The organism is Reyranella sp., from assembly GCF_004297265.1.
GTDB lineage: Bacteria > Pseudomonadota > Alphaproteobacteria > Reyranellales > Reyranellaceae > Reyranella.
Map to the genome: position 1 here is coordinate 16,027 of NZ_SCUT01000031.1, position 14,897 is coordinate 30,923.

A 14,897-nucleotide genomic window follows, 5' to 3' on the forward strand; every position below is an offset into this window, starting at 1 on the left:
TTCAGCCCAGCAGGTCGGCCCGCACCGCGGCGTGGTCGATCCCCTTCTCGGCGATCACGACGAGGCGTCCGTGGCGATCCTCGCCCGGCTTCCAGGCCCGGTCGAAGTGATGCTGGATGCGGCTGCCGACGCCCTGCACGAGAAGACGCATCGGCTTGCCGCGGACCTCGGCGAAGCCCTTCACGCGCAGCACGTCGTGCCGTTCGGCGGCGCGCGCGATCCGGGCGGTCAGCTCGGCGGGGGACTCGAGCGGCGGGATGTCGAGGACGAAGGTCTCGAAGTCCTCGTGATCGTGGTCTTCTTCGTCGTCATGATGCGAGGGGCGATTGGCGAGATCGCCCTCGGCCGCGGCGCCGAGGCCGAGCAGGATGGAGATAGGAACCTTGCCGTTCTCCGCCTCGACCACCTTGACCGCCCGCGGCAGCGTCTGGCCGATCCGCTCGTTCACCTGTCGGCGCTCGCCGGCAGAGATCAGGTCGGCCTTGTTCAGGATGACGAGATCGGCGCACAGGATCTGGTCCTCGAAGACTTCCTCCAGCGGATTGTCGTGATCGAGCGACGGGTCCTCCGCGCGCTGGCGGGCCAAGGCCTCGGGATCGTCGGCGAAGCGGCCGGCGGCGACGGCGGACCCGTCGACCACGGCGACGACCCCGTCGACCGTCACCCGCGACGCGATCGCCGGCCAGTTGAAGGCCTGGACCAGCGGCTTGGGCAGGGCCAGCCCGGAGGTCTCGATCACGATGTGCTCGGGCGGCTGGGGCCGGTCGAGCAGGCCGGTCAGGGCCGGCACGAAGTCGTCGGCGACGGTGCAGCAGATGCAGCCATTAGCCAGCTCGACGATCGAATCCTCGGTGCAGCTCTCGATGCCGCAGTTCTTCAGGATCTCGCCATCGATCCCGACGTCGCCGAACTCGTTGACCACGACGGCGAGGCGCCGGCCATCGGCGTTCTCGAGCACGTGGCGGACCAGGGTCGTCTTTCCGGCGCCGAGAAAGCCGGTCACGATCGTGCAGGGCACCTTGGCGAGGCTGGTCATGGACGCTTTCCTTCGAAGGTCAGTGGCGGGATGCGCGCGACAACGCCCTTGCGGAAGGACGGCGGCCGCTCGCGCAGTGGCACGATGCCATTGGGCGCCGCGGCGAGCTTGAGCGCCGCTTCGACCGTCTCGTCTGCATGGGTATCCGCGTCGATGTTGCCGATCACGTAGCCCCATTTGTCGTCGCCCGTGAGCGCGATCGTGTAGGGTTGGTCGCACACCGCGAGGCACTCGACGCGGCACACGGCGACCCGGTCGCCGGCCGATCGCGCGGCGACCCCGTGCTCTAGCGCGGTGGCCAGCGCTTCCCCCGGACGGACCTCTTCCTCGCCGTTCTCGGCCGCGGGGCGACGGCAGGAAACGCAGACGAAAATCTTCACCATGTTTTCGATCCGATGCTCCGCCGTCAGCCGACCGGGCGGGCGGTCCTGGGCCAGAGATAGCCGATGGCGGCGCCGGCGCAGGCCCAGAGAACGCCCTGGACGATCAGCGAACGGGCCGCGAACCGAGCCATCAGCTCGGCGGGAACCCGGCTTTCGAAGGCATGCGGTTGCGGCGCGCCGATGACATGGGGCACGATCAACAGCAGCAGCGCGCCGACGATCGCCAGTGGCCTGTCGAAGCGCGCCAGCATCCAGAGGGCAATTGCCGTCGCGACGGCCGTCCCGATCCACCAGGCCTGACGGCCGGCCAGATCGCCCGATGCGCTGCCCGGCAGTTCGGGCGCGAGCCCTGCCGCCGGGGCGAGGCCGACGGCGATGAAACCTCCGATCGCCCAAGCGACCGCGCTGCGACGGTCGATCGTGGCCCCGCCCAGCAGCATAGCGGCGAGCAGCACGAACGAGACGCCGACCGCGGTGGCGATCGTAGCGATGGCGGTGAAGGCGAAGCGCTCCAGACCTTCCTTGGGCTTCCACCCTTCGCCGTGATTGTGCGCGTGACCATGTCCGTCATGGCTGTGCGCAGCCGGCGCGGCACTGCCCGCGGCTTCGTACGTCTCAGCTTCGAGGATCAGCGGTGTGGTGGCGACCTGCTGCAGCAGGGCGACCAACAGCCCAGCCAGAAGCCCGGCCAGAAGGCCGACCTTGAGAACCCGGACGACCATGACCTGCCCTTAGTGGCAGGGGAAGCTCAGGCCGTGGCGAACGTCGTGCGCGGCATTGTGAATGACCTCCGGCTGCGCGAAGCCGGTGAGAAAGAGCAGTCCCACGCCGAGCACCAAGGCCACCAGGGCGGCCTTGAGGGCTTCGCTGCGCTCGAGGTTTCTCGAGCCAATCGCAACTGCTGTCGTCATTCGTCCTCCTTGGCTGCCCCTCCGGCAGCAGACCTGTTCGTGGCGGCAGGTATCCTGGCTCGCATGCCTGTGTCCCGGACCGCCTTCCCAGCACGAATGCCAGTGGCCTGTTGGTCGGGACTGCATGCTCACAGTTGCGGGGGCAGCTCCGGCTTGGCCGCAGGGCGTCACCGGTATTCCCTCTGGGCGCTTGTAACGGCGCACCACCACGGGCATCAGATAGCCTCGGCGTTCCGCCGGTGTCAAACCCGCTAAAAAAGGCCAAAAGCATGCCGAATGAAGTGGACGAAATCGCACGGCACAAGGCCAAGATGGTCAATCGCAAGGCCATCCAGGACGCCGAGGTTGCCGGAAAGACCCTCGAGAAGGGCCTGCTGATCGTGCACACCGGCAAGGGCAAGGGAAAGTCCACGGCCGCTTTCGGGCTGCTGCTGCGGGCCCTTGGCCGCGGCTACAGGTGTGGTGTCGTCCAGTTCGGCAAGGGAGCCTGGCAGTCGGGCGAGCGGACGGCTGTGGAACGCTTCGGCGACCAAGTCGAGTGGCACACGCTGGGCGAGGGATTCACTTGGGAAACGCAGGACCGGGCGCGGGACGTCGCCGCCGCCGAGAAGGCCTGGGCGGCGACCGAGCGGCTGATGGCCGACCCCGCGATCCGGATGATCGTCCTCGACGAGCTGAACATTGCTCTGCGCTACGACCATCTCGACAAGGCCAAGATCGTGGCCTCCCTGAAGGCGCGGCGTCCCGACCAGCACATTGTCGTCACCGGGCGCAATGCGCCGCCCGAGCTGGTCGAGGCCGCCGACCTCGTGACCGAGATGACCCTGGTGAAGCATCACTTCGCCGCCGGCGTGAAGGCGCAGGAAGGAATCGAGTTTTGACCCTTGCCCTGATGGTGCAGGGCACGGGATCCGACGTCGGCAAGTCGATGATCGTCGCCGGCCTTGCGCGGGTGTTCGTGCGGCGCGGCCTGCGGGTCGGTCCGTTCAAGCCGCAGAACATGTCGAACAACGCCGCGGTCACGGCGGACGGCGGCGAGATCGGGCGCGCGCAGGCGCTGCAGGCGCGGGCTGCCCGCGTTCCGCTCAGCGTTCACATGAATCCCGTCCTGCTGAAGCCCCAGAGCGAGATCGGCTCGCAGGTCGTGGTCCAGGGCAAGGTAGTGGGAACCTACAAGGCGCGCGAGTACCAGGGACTGAAGCCTCGCCTCATGCAGGCCGTGCTCGAGAGCTTCGAGGTGCTCGCGACACGGTCCGACCTGGTCCTGGTGGAGGGCGCCGGCTCCGCCGCGGAGGTGAACCTGCGCGGCAACGACATCGCCAACATGGGTTTTGCCCAGGCCACCGGCGTGCCCGTGGTGCTGCTGGGCGACATTGATCGTGGCGGCGTGATCGCCAGTCTCGTCGGGACCAAGGTGGTGATCGACGCGGAAGACGCGGCGCGGATTGTCGGCTTCATCGTCAACCGCTTCCGCGGCGATCCGGCACTCTTCGCGGACGGGATGACGACCATCGCCCGCCACACGGGCTGGAAGCCTCTCGGGCTGGTTCCCTATTTTCCGCTCGCCGGCCGGCTCCCGGCCGAGGACGCGCTCGGCCTGCCCGGTCGCGGCAGCGGCGGACGGGTGAAGATCGCCGTGCTCGCGTACCCGCGCCTATCGAATTTCGACGAGTTCGATCCGCTGCAGCAGGAGCCCGGCGTCGATCTCGTCTTCGTGCGGCCGCACGAGGCGATCCCGGGCGATGCCGCGCTGGTCATCCTGCCGGGATCGAAATCGACCATCGCCGATCTCGCCGCGCTGCGACACGCGGGCTGGGATATCGACCTGCAGGGACACTTGCGGCGCGGCGGCCACGTGCTCGGCATCTGCGGCGGCTACCAGATGCTGGGACGCAGCATCGCCGATCCCGCCGGTGTCGAGGGACCCGCGACAACGGTGCCGGGTCTCGGCTGGCTGGATGTCGAGACGGTGCTCGAGGGCGACAAGGTGCTGGTCGAGACCGAGGGCGCTTCGGTCGACGGTGCGGTCCCTTTCAAGGGGTACGAGATGCATGTCGGTCGGACGACGGGAGCCACCGGGTCCCTTCTGGTCCTGTCCTCAGGGCAGCGCGACGGGGCCGTCGATGCGACCGGACGCATCGCGGGAAGCTACATACATGGCCTGCTGACGGACGACCGTATGCGCCGATACTGGCTTGAACGCATCGGCGCAGAGCCGTCCGATCTGCGCTACGAGCCTGAGGTCGATGCCACGCTCGACAAGCTCGCCGACCACCTGGAAGCCTATGTCGATTGCGACGGATTGCTTGCCCTGGCGCGTGCCCCGCGCTTCAGGCAACGCTGAGGGCGAACAGCACGGCCAGCGCGACTGCCTGGATGACGCACGCTGTCCTGTAGAGCCGCAGCGCCTCGCGAATGTCCGAGGCGCGCAGTTCGCTGCGACCGTCACCGATCCAGTGACCCTGTTCGACGTCGCCGTCATACGATCGAGGGCCGGCCAGCCGATAGCCCAGCGCGCCAGCCATGGCAGATTCGGGCCAGCCCGCGTTCGGCGATTCGTGGTGGCGAGCGTCCCGCCACACGGTGCGCCAGGCGCGGCCGGGCGACATGCCCCGATGCAGCGCTGCCCCAAGGACCAGCCACAGCGCCGCTAGCCGCGACGCAGGCAGGTTCACGAGGTCGTCTAGCCGCGCCGCGGCCCAGCCGAAGGCGAGATGACGGTCGGACTTGTGCCCGATCATGCTGTCGCCGGTGTTTATCGCCTTGTAGGCGATGGCGCCGGGAAGACCGGCCGCGGCCATCCAGAAAAGAGGCGCGACGATGCCGTCGGAGAAGTTCTCGGCCAGGCTTTCGATCGCGGCGCGGCTGACGCCGGCTTCGGTGAGGTCGCGCGTGTCGCGGCCGACGATCATCGACACCGCGTGCCGCCCGGCTTCGATGCCTCCCGTCTCGAGGGCCCGGGCGACGGCGACGACATGCGTGTCGAGGCTGCGCTGCGCCAGCAGGCTCGAGCCCAGGACGCCGCACACCAGCGCGGGCAGCAACGACTGCAGCAGCAGTCCCGTTGCGAGCGAGACCGCGAGGAGGAGGAGGACGGTTGCCACGCCGCGAAGCCGGCGCGCCTCGAATCCCTGCTTCTCGTCGTTCCAGTTCCTGTCGCACCATCCGATCAGGCGGCCGATCCAGGTCACCGGATGCCCGAACGCGCGATAGAGAGCGTCGGGATAGGAAACGATCGCTTCCAGCACGATGGCGACGAGGGCGATCTCGGGAGACATCGGCGCAGGACGTACTACGATGGCCCGTCGCCCTCCACTTCAATTGCCGGCGCGGAACGCCTGCTGCACGCGCTGCCAGTGGGCGTCCCCCGCGGGGATGCCGAGGCGTACCAGGCGTGGCGACCACGGGAAGACGCGCGACCAGACATGCCGCTTCGCCAGTCTCTCCTGTGCGGCGATGGCGTCCTCCGCATCATACAGGCGGAACAGCGGCGTCCCGCCGACCAGCTTCCATCGGGCATGGGTCGCCAGCGAATCGAGCCGCTCGGCATCGGCCGCGAGGCGGGTGCGCGTCGCGGCGGTCCAGGCCGCATCGCGCAGGGCGATGGCGCCGACGGTCAGCGCCGGTCCTGAAACAGCCCAGGGGCCAGCGAGTTCTCCGAGGTCGCGGATGAGATCGGCGGGGCCGAGGGCGAAACCCAGTCGAACGCCGGCGAGGCCGTAGAACTTCCCGAAAGAACGCAGTACGACGAGCGGTCCGTCGCCCGCCTGCGGGGCGATCGAGAGGGCAGGCGTCGGGTCGGCGAAGCTCTCGTCGACCACCAGCAGGCCGACCTCGCGCGACAACGCGGCGAGGTCATGCTGGGAATGGACGCATCCGTCGGGATTGTTCGGGTTGACGAGGACCGCAAGGTCGGCGCCGCGGAGCGCCTCGAGCCTGCTCACCTCGTGGACCTGCCACCCCTGGCTGCGAAGAGCGGCCGCGTGCTCGTTGTAGGTGGGTCCCAGCACCGCGGCCTTGCCAGCCGGGCGAAGTCGCGGGATCAACTGGATCGCGGCCTGCGCGCCGGCCAGCGGCACGAGCGGGGCCTCGCTGGCGTAGGCCACGCGCGCGGCCGCAACGAGTTGGTCTTTTGCCCCGCGAGTCGGGAGGCGATGCCACGCCGCCGGTGGGACTGGCGGTAGCGGGTAGGGCTGCTGGTTGATGCCTGTCGACAGGTCGATCCAATCCTGCTCGGTTCCGCCGAACCGGGCGATGGCTACACCGATGTCGCCGCCGTGATCGCGGGGGGCGCTTGATTGCATGGGACGTTGGCTGGTGGTGAGGATGAAGTCCACGGGAATACGTCAGTGCATAGCACAGGCTTGCCTGCGTAGCGCTGTCACGAATGAGCCGGCGCGACGAGTCGCACCGATCCGGCAGCAGTAGCCCTTTTCCCGACCGGAGATAGGCGGTAGGGGCGCTTCTCGAACCCAGGGTACCAATCGGAACAACACAAGAGCGACATGAGCATGAGACTATACCCTGATCTCTATCATTCGTCGCGGTCGGGCCATTCAGGCCACCCCTCAGCACTTCCATCCGGGCGCCCATGAGCTCCTGCGCGGGGAAAACCCCCATGCATAAGCCGCGTTCTTTCTTCGAGGAGCGCGTCCAGCATGAACGCAAAAATGCAGCAGAGTAGCTGTCTTACGGGTGAAGAGTTGCTAAACCTGTTGCTCGACCGCTTCGAGACACCAAGTCTGCGTGCACGCGATATCACTCAGGCGATCGACTACACACGGGTTGGCGGGCCGGCTGCGCAAGACGAGTTCCATCGCGTCTTGCACGACGCGGAGCGGGCGGGCGGGATCGTCCTTGAAAGGGCACGGCTTGGCCGTTTCACCGGCGAGTTCGCGCGTGCTCGGCTTGTCGACGCAGACAAGCTGTATCGATTCCTTGTTCGTTCACCGGCTGGTGAGATTGCGGACGTAGCGAGCTGGCGAATCGGCGAGACAATCCCTGATGTTCTGGAGGATCCGTCTTTTGCGGAGGTGGAGCGCGAGGCGACTGCTGCTTGGAAAGGCAACAAGAGCTATCTTGCCCTTCCCCCCACCCAGATAGACACTTTCAGCAAGGTCATGCAGCTGGCGCATGCGATCGTCCATCTCACGGGGCGCGATGTCGACCACCGAACGTTTTCGCGTCGCACCGTGAAAGACAGCAATCCGTGCGTTCTCTCACCGACTTCCTCAACGACCTGCCGAGTGTCATGACGCGGAAGGCATGCGCAGTCGTGCTGCAAGGTGCTCTGCTGAGCAACAAGGAGAAAGCTGACATCCACGCTCGCAATCAGAGCTTCCTCGATACCGTTGTTGTCTTAGGGCCCGATGCAGCAGGGTCCATATATGGGACCAGTTCGGCGAGATGCTCGGGCGACCGCGCATTGATCTGGAGAATTGTCTCGCCATCTGCACGCTTGGTCATCGCAAAGGGCTACCTACAGGCTTAGCCCTGACGAGATAGACGCGATGCACCGAATGGCAAGTGCCCGGATCTAGCCGCACTGGAAGCGGCGGCGACCGCTCCAGAGGACGGGAAGGGGTCGGTGAGAGCCGAGAAGGTCGCCTCCATAGCTAGAGCAGATTCCCGTTAATTGAAGCCATAGCCTGCGTGGGCGAAGAAGTTTGCGCATTCGGCTGGTTTGAAGGTTTGGAGGGCGCCTGCTGCAGCGGTTTCGAGGGCCACGATGGTTCGAGCGGCGGCTTTTCGAACGTGAGCCTTGAGCTTGGCGAAGGCATTCTCGATGGGATTGAGATCGGGACTGTAGGGCGGCAGGTAGAGCAGCGTTGCCCCGCTTGCTTCGATGGCCTGCCTGACGCCCTCGACCTTATGGGCGGCCAGATTGTCCATGATGACGATGTTGCCCGGGCGCAAGGTCGGCGCCAGCATCTGCTCGCACCAGGCCCGGAAGACCTCGCCATCCATCGGCCCGTCGAGCAGCATCGGGGCGATGAAGCCGGCAAGCGTCAGCCCGCCGACGAAGGTAACGGTCTTCCAGTGCCCGTGCGGGATGGCGGCGTAGCAGCGTTGGCCTTTCGGCGCCCAACCGCGCAGGCGTGCCATCTTGGTCGATAGCCCGCTTTCGTCGATGAAAACCAGACTCTGCGGATCAAGCTCGGGCTGCTCATCGAGCCACCGCTGGCGGGAGGCCTTTACGTCAGGGCGTTCTTGCTCGCTGGCATGTGCAGTCTTTTTTTATGCGTCATGTCGTGACGGTCGAGGAACTTCCAGACCGCCGTCCTGACCACCTTCACATCGCGCTCGGTGGCGAGCCGATCGACCATCTCGTCGAGGGTCAGGTCGGGTGTCTCCCTCAGCGCTCCCAGGATGAAGTCCGCGTGCGCATCGAGCACCGAGCCCTTCGGCTTGCCCTGCTTGGCCGGCTGAACGTCGCCCTTGGAGCGCTTCAGCCGACCCCACGCTCCAGCCGTCGCTATGCCAATCGAGAAGCGCGCCGCCGCTTGGCGCGTCGACAACCCGTCCTCTATCGCGCCAACAACACGCTCCCGCAGATCCTGACTGTACGGCTTTCCCATCATTCCCCCGACATTGGCCGGGAGAATCGAATCACGCTTCCTCCAGCTTGGGAATCCCTACAGACTCTCTTTTTCGGGAAACCGCTCTAGCGATAGAGCACCGGCTTCTCGCGCGCCGTCGCGAAAGCATAGAGAGCGGCGGCTTCCATCTCGACGGCGAGCAGCCCGCGCGAGCGCATCGCCTCGACCGCCGCCGCGGTTTCGCGGAAGGGCGCATCTGTTGTCCAGGTTGCGCCGCGCTCGACCGGCACATGCAGGTTATCGAAGGCGCCGGCCATGAGGGAGAGCATGCCGGTCGGTGCCGTGCTGAACTCTGCGGCTGGTTGATAGTGATAGCTCGTGCCCTCGTCGCGCAGCGCGCGCGCTCGATTAGCACGAAGTAGGGCGGCGGCCGCAGCGGCCTGAGCTGACCCGCTGAGGTCATGCTCACCAGGAAGTGGCAGCCGGAGGCGAAGAGCTGTTCGGCGACCAGCACTGCGAACGGCGCTCCGACGGCACAGCCGACGAGGCCAAGCTCGATATCGTCATGAACACTCCGATAGAGCTCCGTGTGGTAGCAAGCCCTGGCCATATCACGCCATGCCGCGCCGTCAGCGACCAGCCGGCGCACAAGATCGCCGTCCGGATCGAGAACGCACACCGGCGGCACGGCCGCGGGGTGCAGGCCCTTCTGGCGCCGCGCCTCGCGCAAGAGGTTTTCCGGCGTGAAAGCCGACGCAGCAGCGTAATGCTTGTCGGCGAGGATCGGCGGCTTGCTGATGCGGCTTTCGGGACATGATGCAATGAGTCCCGTCTTCGATTCATCTCGTCGGCTTGTCCGCCGCCACGGCGATGAGCGCCGCGCCGACGGTCGTCCACCGCGCAAACCACGGATCGCAACGGGCGAGCAGGCTCGCCGCCCTTTCCCACGGCGGATAATAGATCGATCCACGCAGCCCGTGGACCACGAGGCCGTGCGCCTCCACAAGTGCGCGCAGCTCCCCGGCCGTGCGGAAGCGCGCGAACTTCCAGGTCGTGGCGCCGAGCCAGCCGCGGATGCGCCGGATCGCGGCCCATAGACTGAAGCGGCCGAGTTCGCCGACGAGAACGCGGCCGCCCGGCCGCAGAACGCGCGCCATCTCACCGACGGCGCGATCAGCATCGCGAACAAAGCAAAGGACCGTCACCGCGACGACGCGATCGAACGATGCGTCCGGAAAAGGCAGAGCCTCGAGGCGGCCGAGAACGAGCGCGAGCTTTATTTGCTCCATTTCCGCCCGGCGACGCGCCGCGGTCAACATGCGCGAGTCGGCGTCGAGCCCAGTGACCCGAGCGCCAAGGTGCGCAAACCGGGATGCCAGGGCGCCGTCGCCACAGCCGAGGTCGAGCACGCTGAGGCCCTCGACAGGCCCCACGAGGTCGACGATGAGACGTTCCTCCAGCGAGTCCGTGATGCGGCCAAGCCGGCTGCGCCGCCAGCGCCCGTAGGATGCCGCAAGCGCCTCGAGCGGGCTTGCGTCTGGCGGCCTCACGCTGCATTCGCGAGCACGTGCGACAGCCGCTCGCCGACAGCATCGATCTCGTCGGCAGTCGTGTAGCGGCCGAGGCTGAAGCGGACGGCACCCATGCCGATCTCGAGTGGCACGCCCTTCGCTGCCAGCACGGGCGACAGCTCGATCCGGCCGGCATGGCAGGCCGAGCCGGTCGAGGCGGCGACGCCGTGCAATCCGGCAAGGGTCTCCGCGCCGATGCGTCCGACGAACGAGACGTTCAGCGTGTTCGGCAGGCGTCGGTCGGGATGGCCATTGAGAATGACGCGGTCGCCGAAGTGCCTCTGCAGATCACGCCACAATCGGTCGCGCAGAGCCCGCACGCGGGCCATCGGCGCAAGGTCCTGCGCCAGTGCGCACGCCGCGCCGAGACCGACAGCGAGCAGCGCGCTTTCGGTGCCGGCGCGCCTGCCGCCCTCGTGGCCGGCATCGTGGATCAGCGGCTCGAGCTCGACGCCGCGACGGTCATAGAGTGCGCTGACACCCTTGGGCGCGTAGAGCCTGTGGCCGGCGATCGTCAGCAGGTCGACCCAGAGTTCGTCTACATTCGTCGGGATCTTGCCGGCCGACTGCGCGGCGTCGCTGTGGAAGAGGACGTCATGCTCGCGCGCGATGCGGCCGATCTCGGCGATGGGCTGAACCGTGCCGACCTCGTTGTTGGCGTGCATTACGCTGATCAGGATGGTGCGCGGTGTAATGGCCCCGCGCACCTTTCAATTACCCACAATTATCAGCCTGCTGAAATCGCGGCGTCAACGCGGCAATGAGTAACCAAAGAATCGGATCGACGATCCGGGTTGAGTCTATCGTGCGTGTTCGATAGCGGGATTGAATCTATGTTGCTCATTGGCACCGTTTACGCGACTTCAGAAAGCTACCAATTGCGGAACGCGACGGGCGCATAAGCTGTTGCATGAGAGGAATCGATCATGATTCCTTGTGTGGCACCGAATCGCAGAGGAGCGGTGCCCATGAATGGAACAACCAACGCCTGGGTTGATGGGGAACTTGCCGGCTGTAGTCTTGCGGACGAGCGTCTCAGCAAGCGGCTGCGCAAACTAGTGGCGCAGATGGGGAGCGCCATGGGGCAAAGCATTCCATTGGTCTGCCAGGATTGGACCAACGCCAAGGCGGCTTATCGCTTTTTCTCCAACGGGCGGGTTAGCGAAGCAGACATCCTGGCCGGCCATCTTCAATCGACGCGTGATCGCACAGCCGCCACCCATGGGTCTGTTCTGGTGCTTCACGATACGACGGAGTTCAGTTATCAAAGGGAGAAACCGGAAGCGATCGGCATCACCAAGGCCATCAACAGCGGCCGCGACAAAGCGGGTCGCCTGAGATCGCACACGGTTTGCGGCATCCTGATGCATTCCAGTCTGGCGGTAACGACCGAGGGGCTTCCGCTCGGATTGGCGGCCGTCAAATTCTGGACCCGGAAGAAATTCAAGGGCACCGCTGCGCTCAAGAAGAAGGTTAACCCGACGCGCATTCCCATCGAGAAGAAGGAAAGCGTCCGGTGGCTGGAAAATCTCAAGCAATCGACAGAATTGCTGAGCGACCCGGGACGATGCATCCATATCGGTGATCGCGAGAGTGACATCTACGAACTCTTCTGCGCGGCACAGGAGGTCGGGACGCATTTTCTAGTGCGGACCTGCGTCGACCGCCTGGCCGGAGACGGCGATCACACGATCGCCGACGAAATGGACGAGGTCACCGTCAAAGGACTGCATCGCATCGAAGTCAGGGACAACGATGGTGATCCCGCCGAGGCAGTTCTCGAGATCAGATATCGCAGGATTCGAGTCCTGCCACCGATCGGAAAGCAGAAACGATATCCCGCGCTGACGTTGACCGTGATCCACGCCGAGGAGCGCAGGACACCAAAGAACAGAAAGAAGATCGACTGGAAGCTGATCACCGATCTGCCGGTTCAGTCTTGCAAGGATACCATTGAGAAGCTCGACTGGTATGCTCTGCGATGGAAGATCGAGGTATTCCACAAGATCCTCAAATCGGGCTGTCGAGCCGAGGAGGCGAAGCTCAGGACCGCTCAGCGCCTGGCCAATCTGATCGCGGTCTACTGCATCCTGAGCTGGCGCGTCTTTTGGATGACGATGCTCAACCGCTCGAGCCCCGATGTCTCACCAACTCTCGCACTGACCGGGGCCGAGATCGGTCTGCTCGATCATCTCGTGAAGGATAAAGATCAAAAGCCGCGCCGGCGGAGAACCCTCTCCCATTACCTGACAAAGATCGCCCGGCTCGGCGGCTATCTTGCACGTGCCAGCGATCCTCCACCCGGAAACACCGTCATGTGGCGTGGACTGTCGCGCCTCACCGACATCGGATTGGGCGCCACGGTCGGCACAATTATTGTGGGTAATTGAAAGCCCGCGCACCGCGTCGAGATCGATCCGGCCGGTGCGATCGACCGGCAGCCAGGTGATCCTGGCGCCGAGCCGTTCGAGGAAGCGGCAAGGACCGAGAATGGCCGGGTGCTCCACGGCAGTAGTGATGATGTGCTCGCCCTTGTGCCTGAGGGCGAAGAACGCACCCTTGAGTGCAAGGTTGTTGGACTCGCTGCCGCCGCTCGTGAACACCACCTCGTCCGCAGCACAGCCGAGCAGGCTTGCGACCTGCCCCCGTGCCTTCTCCAGGGCGGCCTTCGCCGGCGTGCTGGCCCAGTGCCCGCTCGACGGATTGCCGAAGGCATCCGCGAGGAACGGCCGCATGGCCGCCGAAACCACGAGATCGATGGGCGTGCTAGCATTGTAGTCGAGGTAGATCGATGCCATGCGCGGGCTCCGTCCGTGACAGGTCAGAACACCGGTACCTTGTCGGCCTCCACTGTGGCGACGGCCAGCTCATCCATAGTGCTGCGCCGCGCGCCCGCCATCAGCTCGGCCTCGGCCAGGCTGCGTGCATCCATGCAGGTGCCGCACAAAAGGACCTGCCCCTTGCCGACAAGCACCCGCTTCAGCATGCGTTCGACGTTGTAGTAGCCGTCTGGTGTCTTCTGGGCAACTTTCGCAGCGATGACCGCATCAGCCATCAGAAAGACCGTGACCGTTGCCTGCGGATCCTTCTTAAAAAGGGCGTGAGCAAGGCGAAGCGCGTTGTAGCAGCGCTCGCTGCCGTAGGGCGGCTCGTTGAGGATGAACAGCGTCTTCATTGACCCTCGCTCCTGCGGCAGCGCTTCGATTATTCGCCGAGCACGCGCCGGCGCTCCTCGAACTCCTGCTTGTCGATCTCACCCCGGGCGAACCGCTCCTTGAGGATGTCGAGCGGCGTGCGGCCCGGCGCCTGATGCCATGCGCTGCCTGGCCACGGTCCGCCGAGCCAGCGCACGAGAAGCACGGCAACGGCGATGATCACCGCGAGCACGAGGATCATGACCAGTGGACCGAAGATCATCCCGTACCACCCTCCGCCCCACATCATGTGTGGGCCATATCCATATCTTTCGGCATCCGACGGCGCCTGCGCCCACACCCCGGTCGGCAACATGGCGGCGGCGAGGCTTGCCGCACCGTAAGTGGCATTGGAGATTTTCAACATCTTCTTGCCTCCACCCGCAGCCGCCCGTCACGCTGACGCGACAGCGGCACGGCCATCGACCGGCCGGCCACTTCGGTTCCACCGCTCCATGCCGCCGCGCAGCACCCAAACATCACGGAACCCGGCGCCCTGAAGCAGGGCCGCCGCGTTGGCCGATCGCTTGTCTGTCCAGCATACGAGGATCACGGGGATGTCCTTGAGCGCCTTGATCTCGCTCAAGCGCTCAGGAAGCTCGCCGATCGGCATGTTCGACGAGCCTGCGATGTGGCCGAGCGGGCCGGTGAACTCGTCCGGCATGCGCACGTCGATCACGGCAATACCGCCGGCCTCCTCGAGCCGGCTCGCGAGCTCATCCTCGTCGATCCATCGCGGCGCCTCGCCGCCGCGTAGGCGCCGCATCAGTCGCGGCAGGAACTGCCTCATGCAGCTGAAAGATGGCACCCTGCTGGATGCTGATTGCTTGCATGATGCCCCAAAATTCCAGATAGGCCTGCATTGGATCCGCAGAGAAATCATTCGCCATGTGACACATGACGGCTTCGCCGGTGTCTTGAACCAAGTACATGGAGGTATAGTAGGCTGCGTAAGCGTCTGCGTTCGCAGGTTGGAAGAAAAATGCCGGGCCAGCGGATGAGCCACGGAATTGATTGTAAATCGCAGTGTGGACATTCAAAAGCTGCATCAGTGTTGGATCGTCCAAGCCCGAGTCGATGTCAACGTCCCGACGCTGGGCTGTCCAGCCGCCAGCTAAGCACAAGATCTCGCCAGCGGCGTGCTGTTCCTGTCCTACAGCATGGTTCCATCCAGACGGCGGAGCGACGCTTACCTACCACGAAATGTCCATTCGCTGGCAAATCGACGGCAAGGAATGCAGACTGTCGTCAGCAGTTCGCGGG

General features: G+C 65.4%; 18 protein-coding genes, 1 pseudogene and 1 riboswitch. Of the genes and pseudogenes, 5 read left to right on the forward strand and 14 right to left on the reverse strand.

Annotation, left to right across the window (positions count from 1 at the left end; genetic code table 11):
* Position 1: 1 nt before the first annotated feature.
* From cobW to EPO41_RS14950, 4 genes are read right to left on the reverse strand one after another with little or no spacing between them, the layout of a single operon-like run.
* Complete coding sequence (gene cobW, locus EPO41_RS14935) at positions 2 to 1,036, reverse strand: cobalamin biosynthesis protein CobW (RefSeq protein ID WP_296326479.1); 1,035 nt, start codon at positions 1,034 to 1,036, stop codon at positions 2 to 4.
* A complete protein-coding gene (locus EPO41_RS14940; RefSeq protein WP_296326482.1) occupies positions 1,033 to 1,419 on the reverse strand; it encodes a DUF1636 domain-containing protein in 387 nt (128 codons plus the stop codon). Before EPO41_RS14940 ends, cobW begins: the two co-directional genes overlap by 4 nt.
* A gap of 23 nt (positions 1,420 to 1,442) precedes the next feature.
* Positions 1,443 to 2,141 (reverse strand): CbtA family protein, encoded by a 699-nt coding sequence (locus EPO41_RS14945; RefSeq protein WP_296326485.1) that lies wholly within the window; start codon positions 2,139 to 2,141, stop codon positions 1,443 to 1,445.
* 9 nt (positions 2,142 to 2,150) lie between these two features.
* Entirely contained in the window at positions 2,151 to 2,330 is a 180-nt protein-coding gene (locus tag EPO41_RS14950) for a CbtB domain-containing protein (RefSeq protein ID WP_296326488.1), read from the reverse strand.
* Between the two features lie 26 nt (positions 2,331 to 2,356).
* A riboswitch (cobalamin riboswitch) is annotated at positions 2,357 to 2,553 on the reverse strand.
* Between the two features lie 46 nt (positions 2,554 to 2,599).
* On the opposite strand from EPO41_RS14950, the gene cobO reads away from it, so the two are divergent.
* Both cobO and EPO41_RS14960 read left to right on the forward strand, forming a co-directional pair.
* Positions 2,600 to 3,211, forward strand: a complete 612-nt coding sequence (gene cobO, locus EPO41_RS14955) for a cob(I)yrinic acid a,c-diamide adenosyltransferase (protein ID WP_296326491.1) — start codon at positions 2,600 to 2,602, stop codon at positions 3,209 to 3,211.
* 11 nt (positions 3,212 to 3,222) lie between these two features.
* On the forward strand, positions 3,223 to 4,674 hold the full coding sequence (locus EPO41_RS14960; protein ID WP_296326520.1) for a cobyric acid synthase: 1,452 nt from the start codon (positions 3,223 to 3,225) through the stop codon (positions 4,672 to 4,674).
* On the opposite strand, the gene cbiB is transcribed toward EPO41_RS14960, so the two are convergent.
* Together cbiB and cobD are read right to left on the reverse strand one after the other, a co-directional pair.
* On the reverse strand, positions 4,661 to 5,608 hold the full coding sequence (gene cbiB, locus EPO41_RS14965) for an adenosylcobinamide-phosphate synthase CbiB (protein ID WP_296326494.1): 948 nt from the start codon (positions 5,606 to 5,608) through the stop codon (positions 4,661 to 4,663). The genes EPO41_RS14960 and cbiB overlap by 14 nt on opposite strands.
* A 39-nt stretch (positions 5,609 to 5,647) precedes the next feature.
* The gene (cobD, locus tag EPO41_RS14970; RefSeq protein WP_296326497.1) at positions 5,648 to 6,634 is read right to left on the reverse strand and encodes a threonine-phosphate decarboxylase CobD; all 987 of its coding nucleotides are present in this window, start codon (positions 6,632 to 6,634) and stop codon (positions 5,648 to 5,650) included.
* Positions 6,635 to 6,988: 354 nt separating this feature from the next.
* On the opposite strand from cobD, the gene EPO41_RS14975 reads away from it, so the two are divergent.
* The gene (locus EPO41_RS14975; RefSeq protein ID WP_296326500.1) at positions 6,989 to 7,585 is read left to right on the forward strand and encodes a hypothetical protein; all 597 of its coding nucleotides are present in this window, start codon (positions 6,989 to 6,991) and stop codon (positions 7,583 to 7,585) included.
* A 376-nt stretch (positions 7,586 to 7,961) separates the two neighbouring features.
* Here the strand turns inward: EPO41_RS14975 and EPO41_RS14980 are convergent.
* Both EPO41_RS14980 and EPO41_RS14985 read right to left on the reverse strand, forming a co-directional pair.
* A protein-coding gene (locus EPO41_RS14980) for an IS630 family transposase (protein WP_296326522.1) occupies positions 7,962 to 8,908 on the reverse strand; the annotation gives its coding sequence in 2 pieces (ribosomal slippage) (positions 7,962 to 8,569 and positions 8,569 to 8,908; 948 coding nt in all).
* An 86-nt stretch (positions 8,909 to 8,994) separates the two neighbouring features.
* A complete protein-coding gene (locus tag EPO41_RS14985) occupies positions 8,995 to 9,408 on the reverse strand; it encodes a hypothetical protein (protein ID WP_363246972.1) in 414 nt (137 codons plus the stop codon).
* Between EPO41_RS14985 and EPO41_RS14990 the strand changes: the two genes are divergently transcribed.
* On the forward strand, positions 9,345 to 9,686 hold the full coding sequence (locus EPO41_RS14990; protein WP_296326502.1) for a hypothetical protein: 342 nt from the start codon (positions 9,345 to 9,347) through the stop codon (positions 9,684 to 9,686). The two genes, EPO41_RS14985 and EPO41_RS14990, sit on opposite strands and share 64 nt — an antisense overlap.
* A gap of 22 nt (positions 9,687 to 9,708) precedes the next feature.
* On the opposite strand, the gene EPO41_RS14995 is transcribed toward EPO41_RS14990, so the two are convergent.
* The gene (locus EPO41_RS14995) at positions 9,709 to 10,419 is read right to left on the reverse strand and encodes a class I SAM-dependent methyltransferase (RefSeq protein WP_296326505.1); all 711 of its coding nucleotides are present in this window, start codon (positions 10,417 to 10,419) and stop codon (positions 9,709 to 9,711) included.
* Positions 10,416 to 11,147 carry an aminotransferase class V-fold PLP-dependent enzyme gene (locus EPO41_RS15000; RefSeq protein ID WP_296326509.1) on the reverse strand — a complete coding sequence of 244 codons (732 nt, stop codon included), beginning with the start codon at positions 11,145 to 11,147 and terminating at the stop codon, positions 10,416 to 10,418. The genes EPO41_RS14995 and EPO41_RS15000 overlap by 4 nt, the downstream gene beginning before the upstream one ends.
* Positions 11,148 to 11,408: 261 nt before the next feature.
* On the opposite strand from EPO41_RS15000, the gene EPO41_RS15005 reads away from it, so the two are divergent.
* Positions 11,409 to 12,830, forward strand: coding sequence for an IS4 family transposase (locus EPO41_RS15005; protein ID WP_296326512.1), 1,422 nt, complete (start codon positions 11,409 to 11,411; stop codon positions 12,828 to 12,830).
* A 66-nt stretch (positions 12,831 to 12,896) separates the two neighbouring features.
* Here the strand turns inward: EPO41_RS15005 and EPO41_RS15010 are convergent.
* The 4 genes and pseudogenes from EPO41_RS15010 to EPO41_RS15025 form a co-directional block, all read right to left on the reverse strand.
* Positions 12,897 to 13,238: pseudogene (locus tag EPO41_RS15010) on the reverse strand (aminotransferase class V-fold PLP-dependent enzyme); the annotation flags it as partial.
* 23 nt (positions 13,239 to 13,261) lie between these two features.
* Complete coding sequence (locus tag EPO41_RS15015; protein WP_296326514.1) at positions 13,262 to 13,615, reverse strand: DsrE family protein; 354 nt, start codon at positions 13,613 to 13,615, stop codon at positions 13,262 to 13,264.
* A 29-nt stretch (positions 13,616 to 13,644) separates the two neighbouring features.
* Positions 13,645 to 14,001, reverse strand: a complete 357-nt coding sequence (locus EPO41_RS15020; protein WP_296326516.1) for an SHOCT domain-containing protein — start codon at positions 13,999 to 14,001, stop codon at positions 13,645 to 13,647.
* Positions 14,002 to 14,028: 27 nt separating this feature from the next.
* Complete coding sequence (locus EPO41_RS15025; RefSeq protein ID WP_296326518.1) at positions 14,029 to 14,424, reverse strand: rhodanese-like domain-containing protein; 396 nt, start codon at positions 14,422 to 14,424, stop codon at positions 14,029 to 14,031.
* Positions 14,425 to 14,897: the final 473 nt, after the last annotated feature.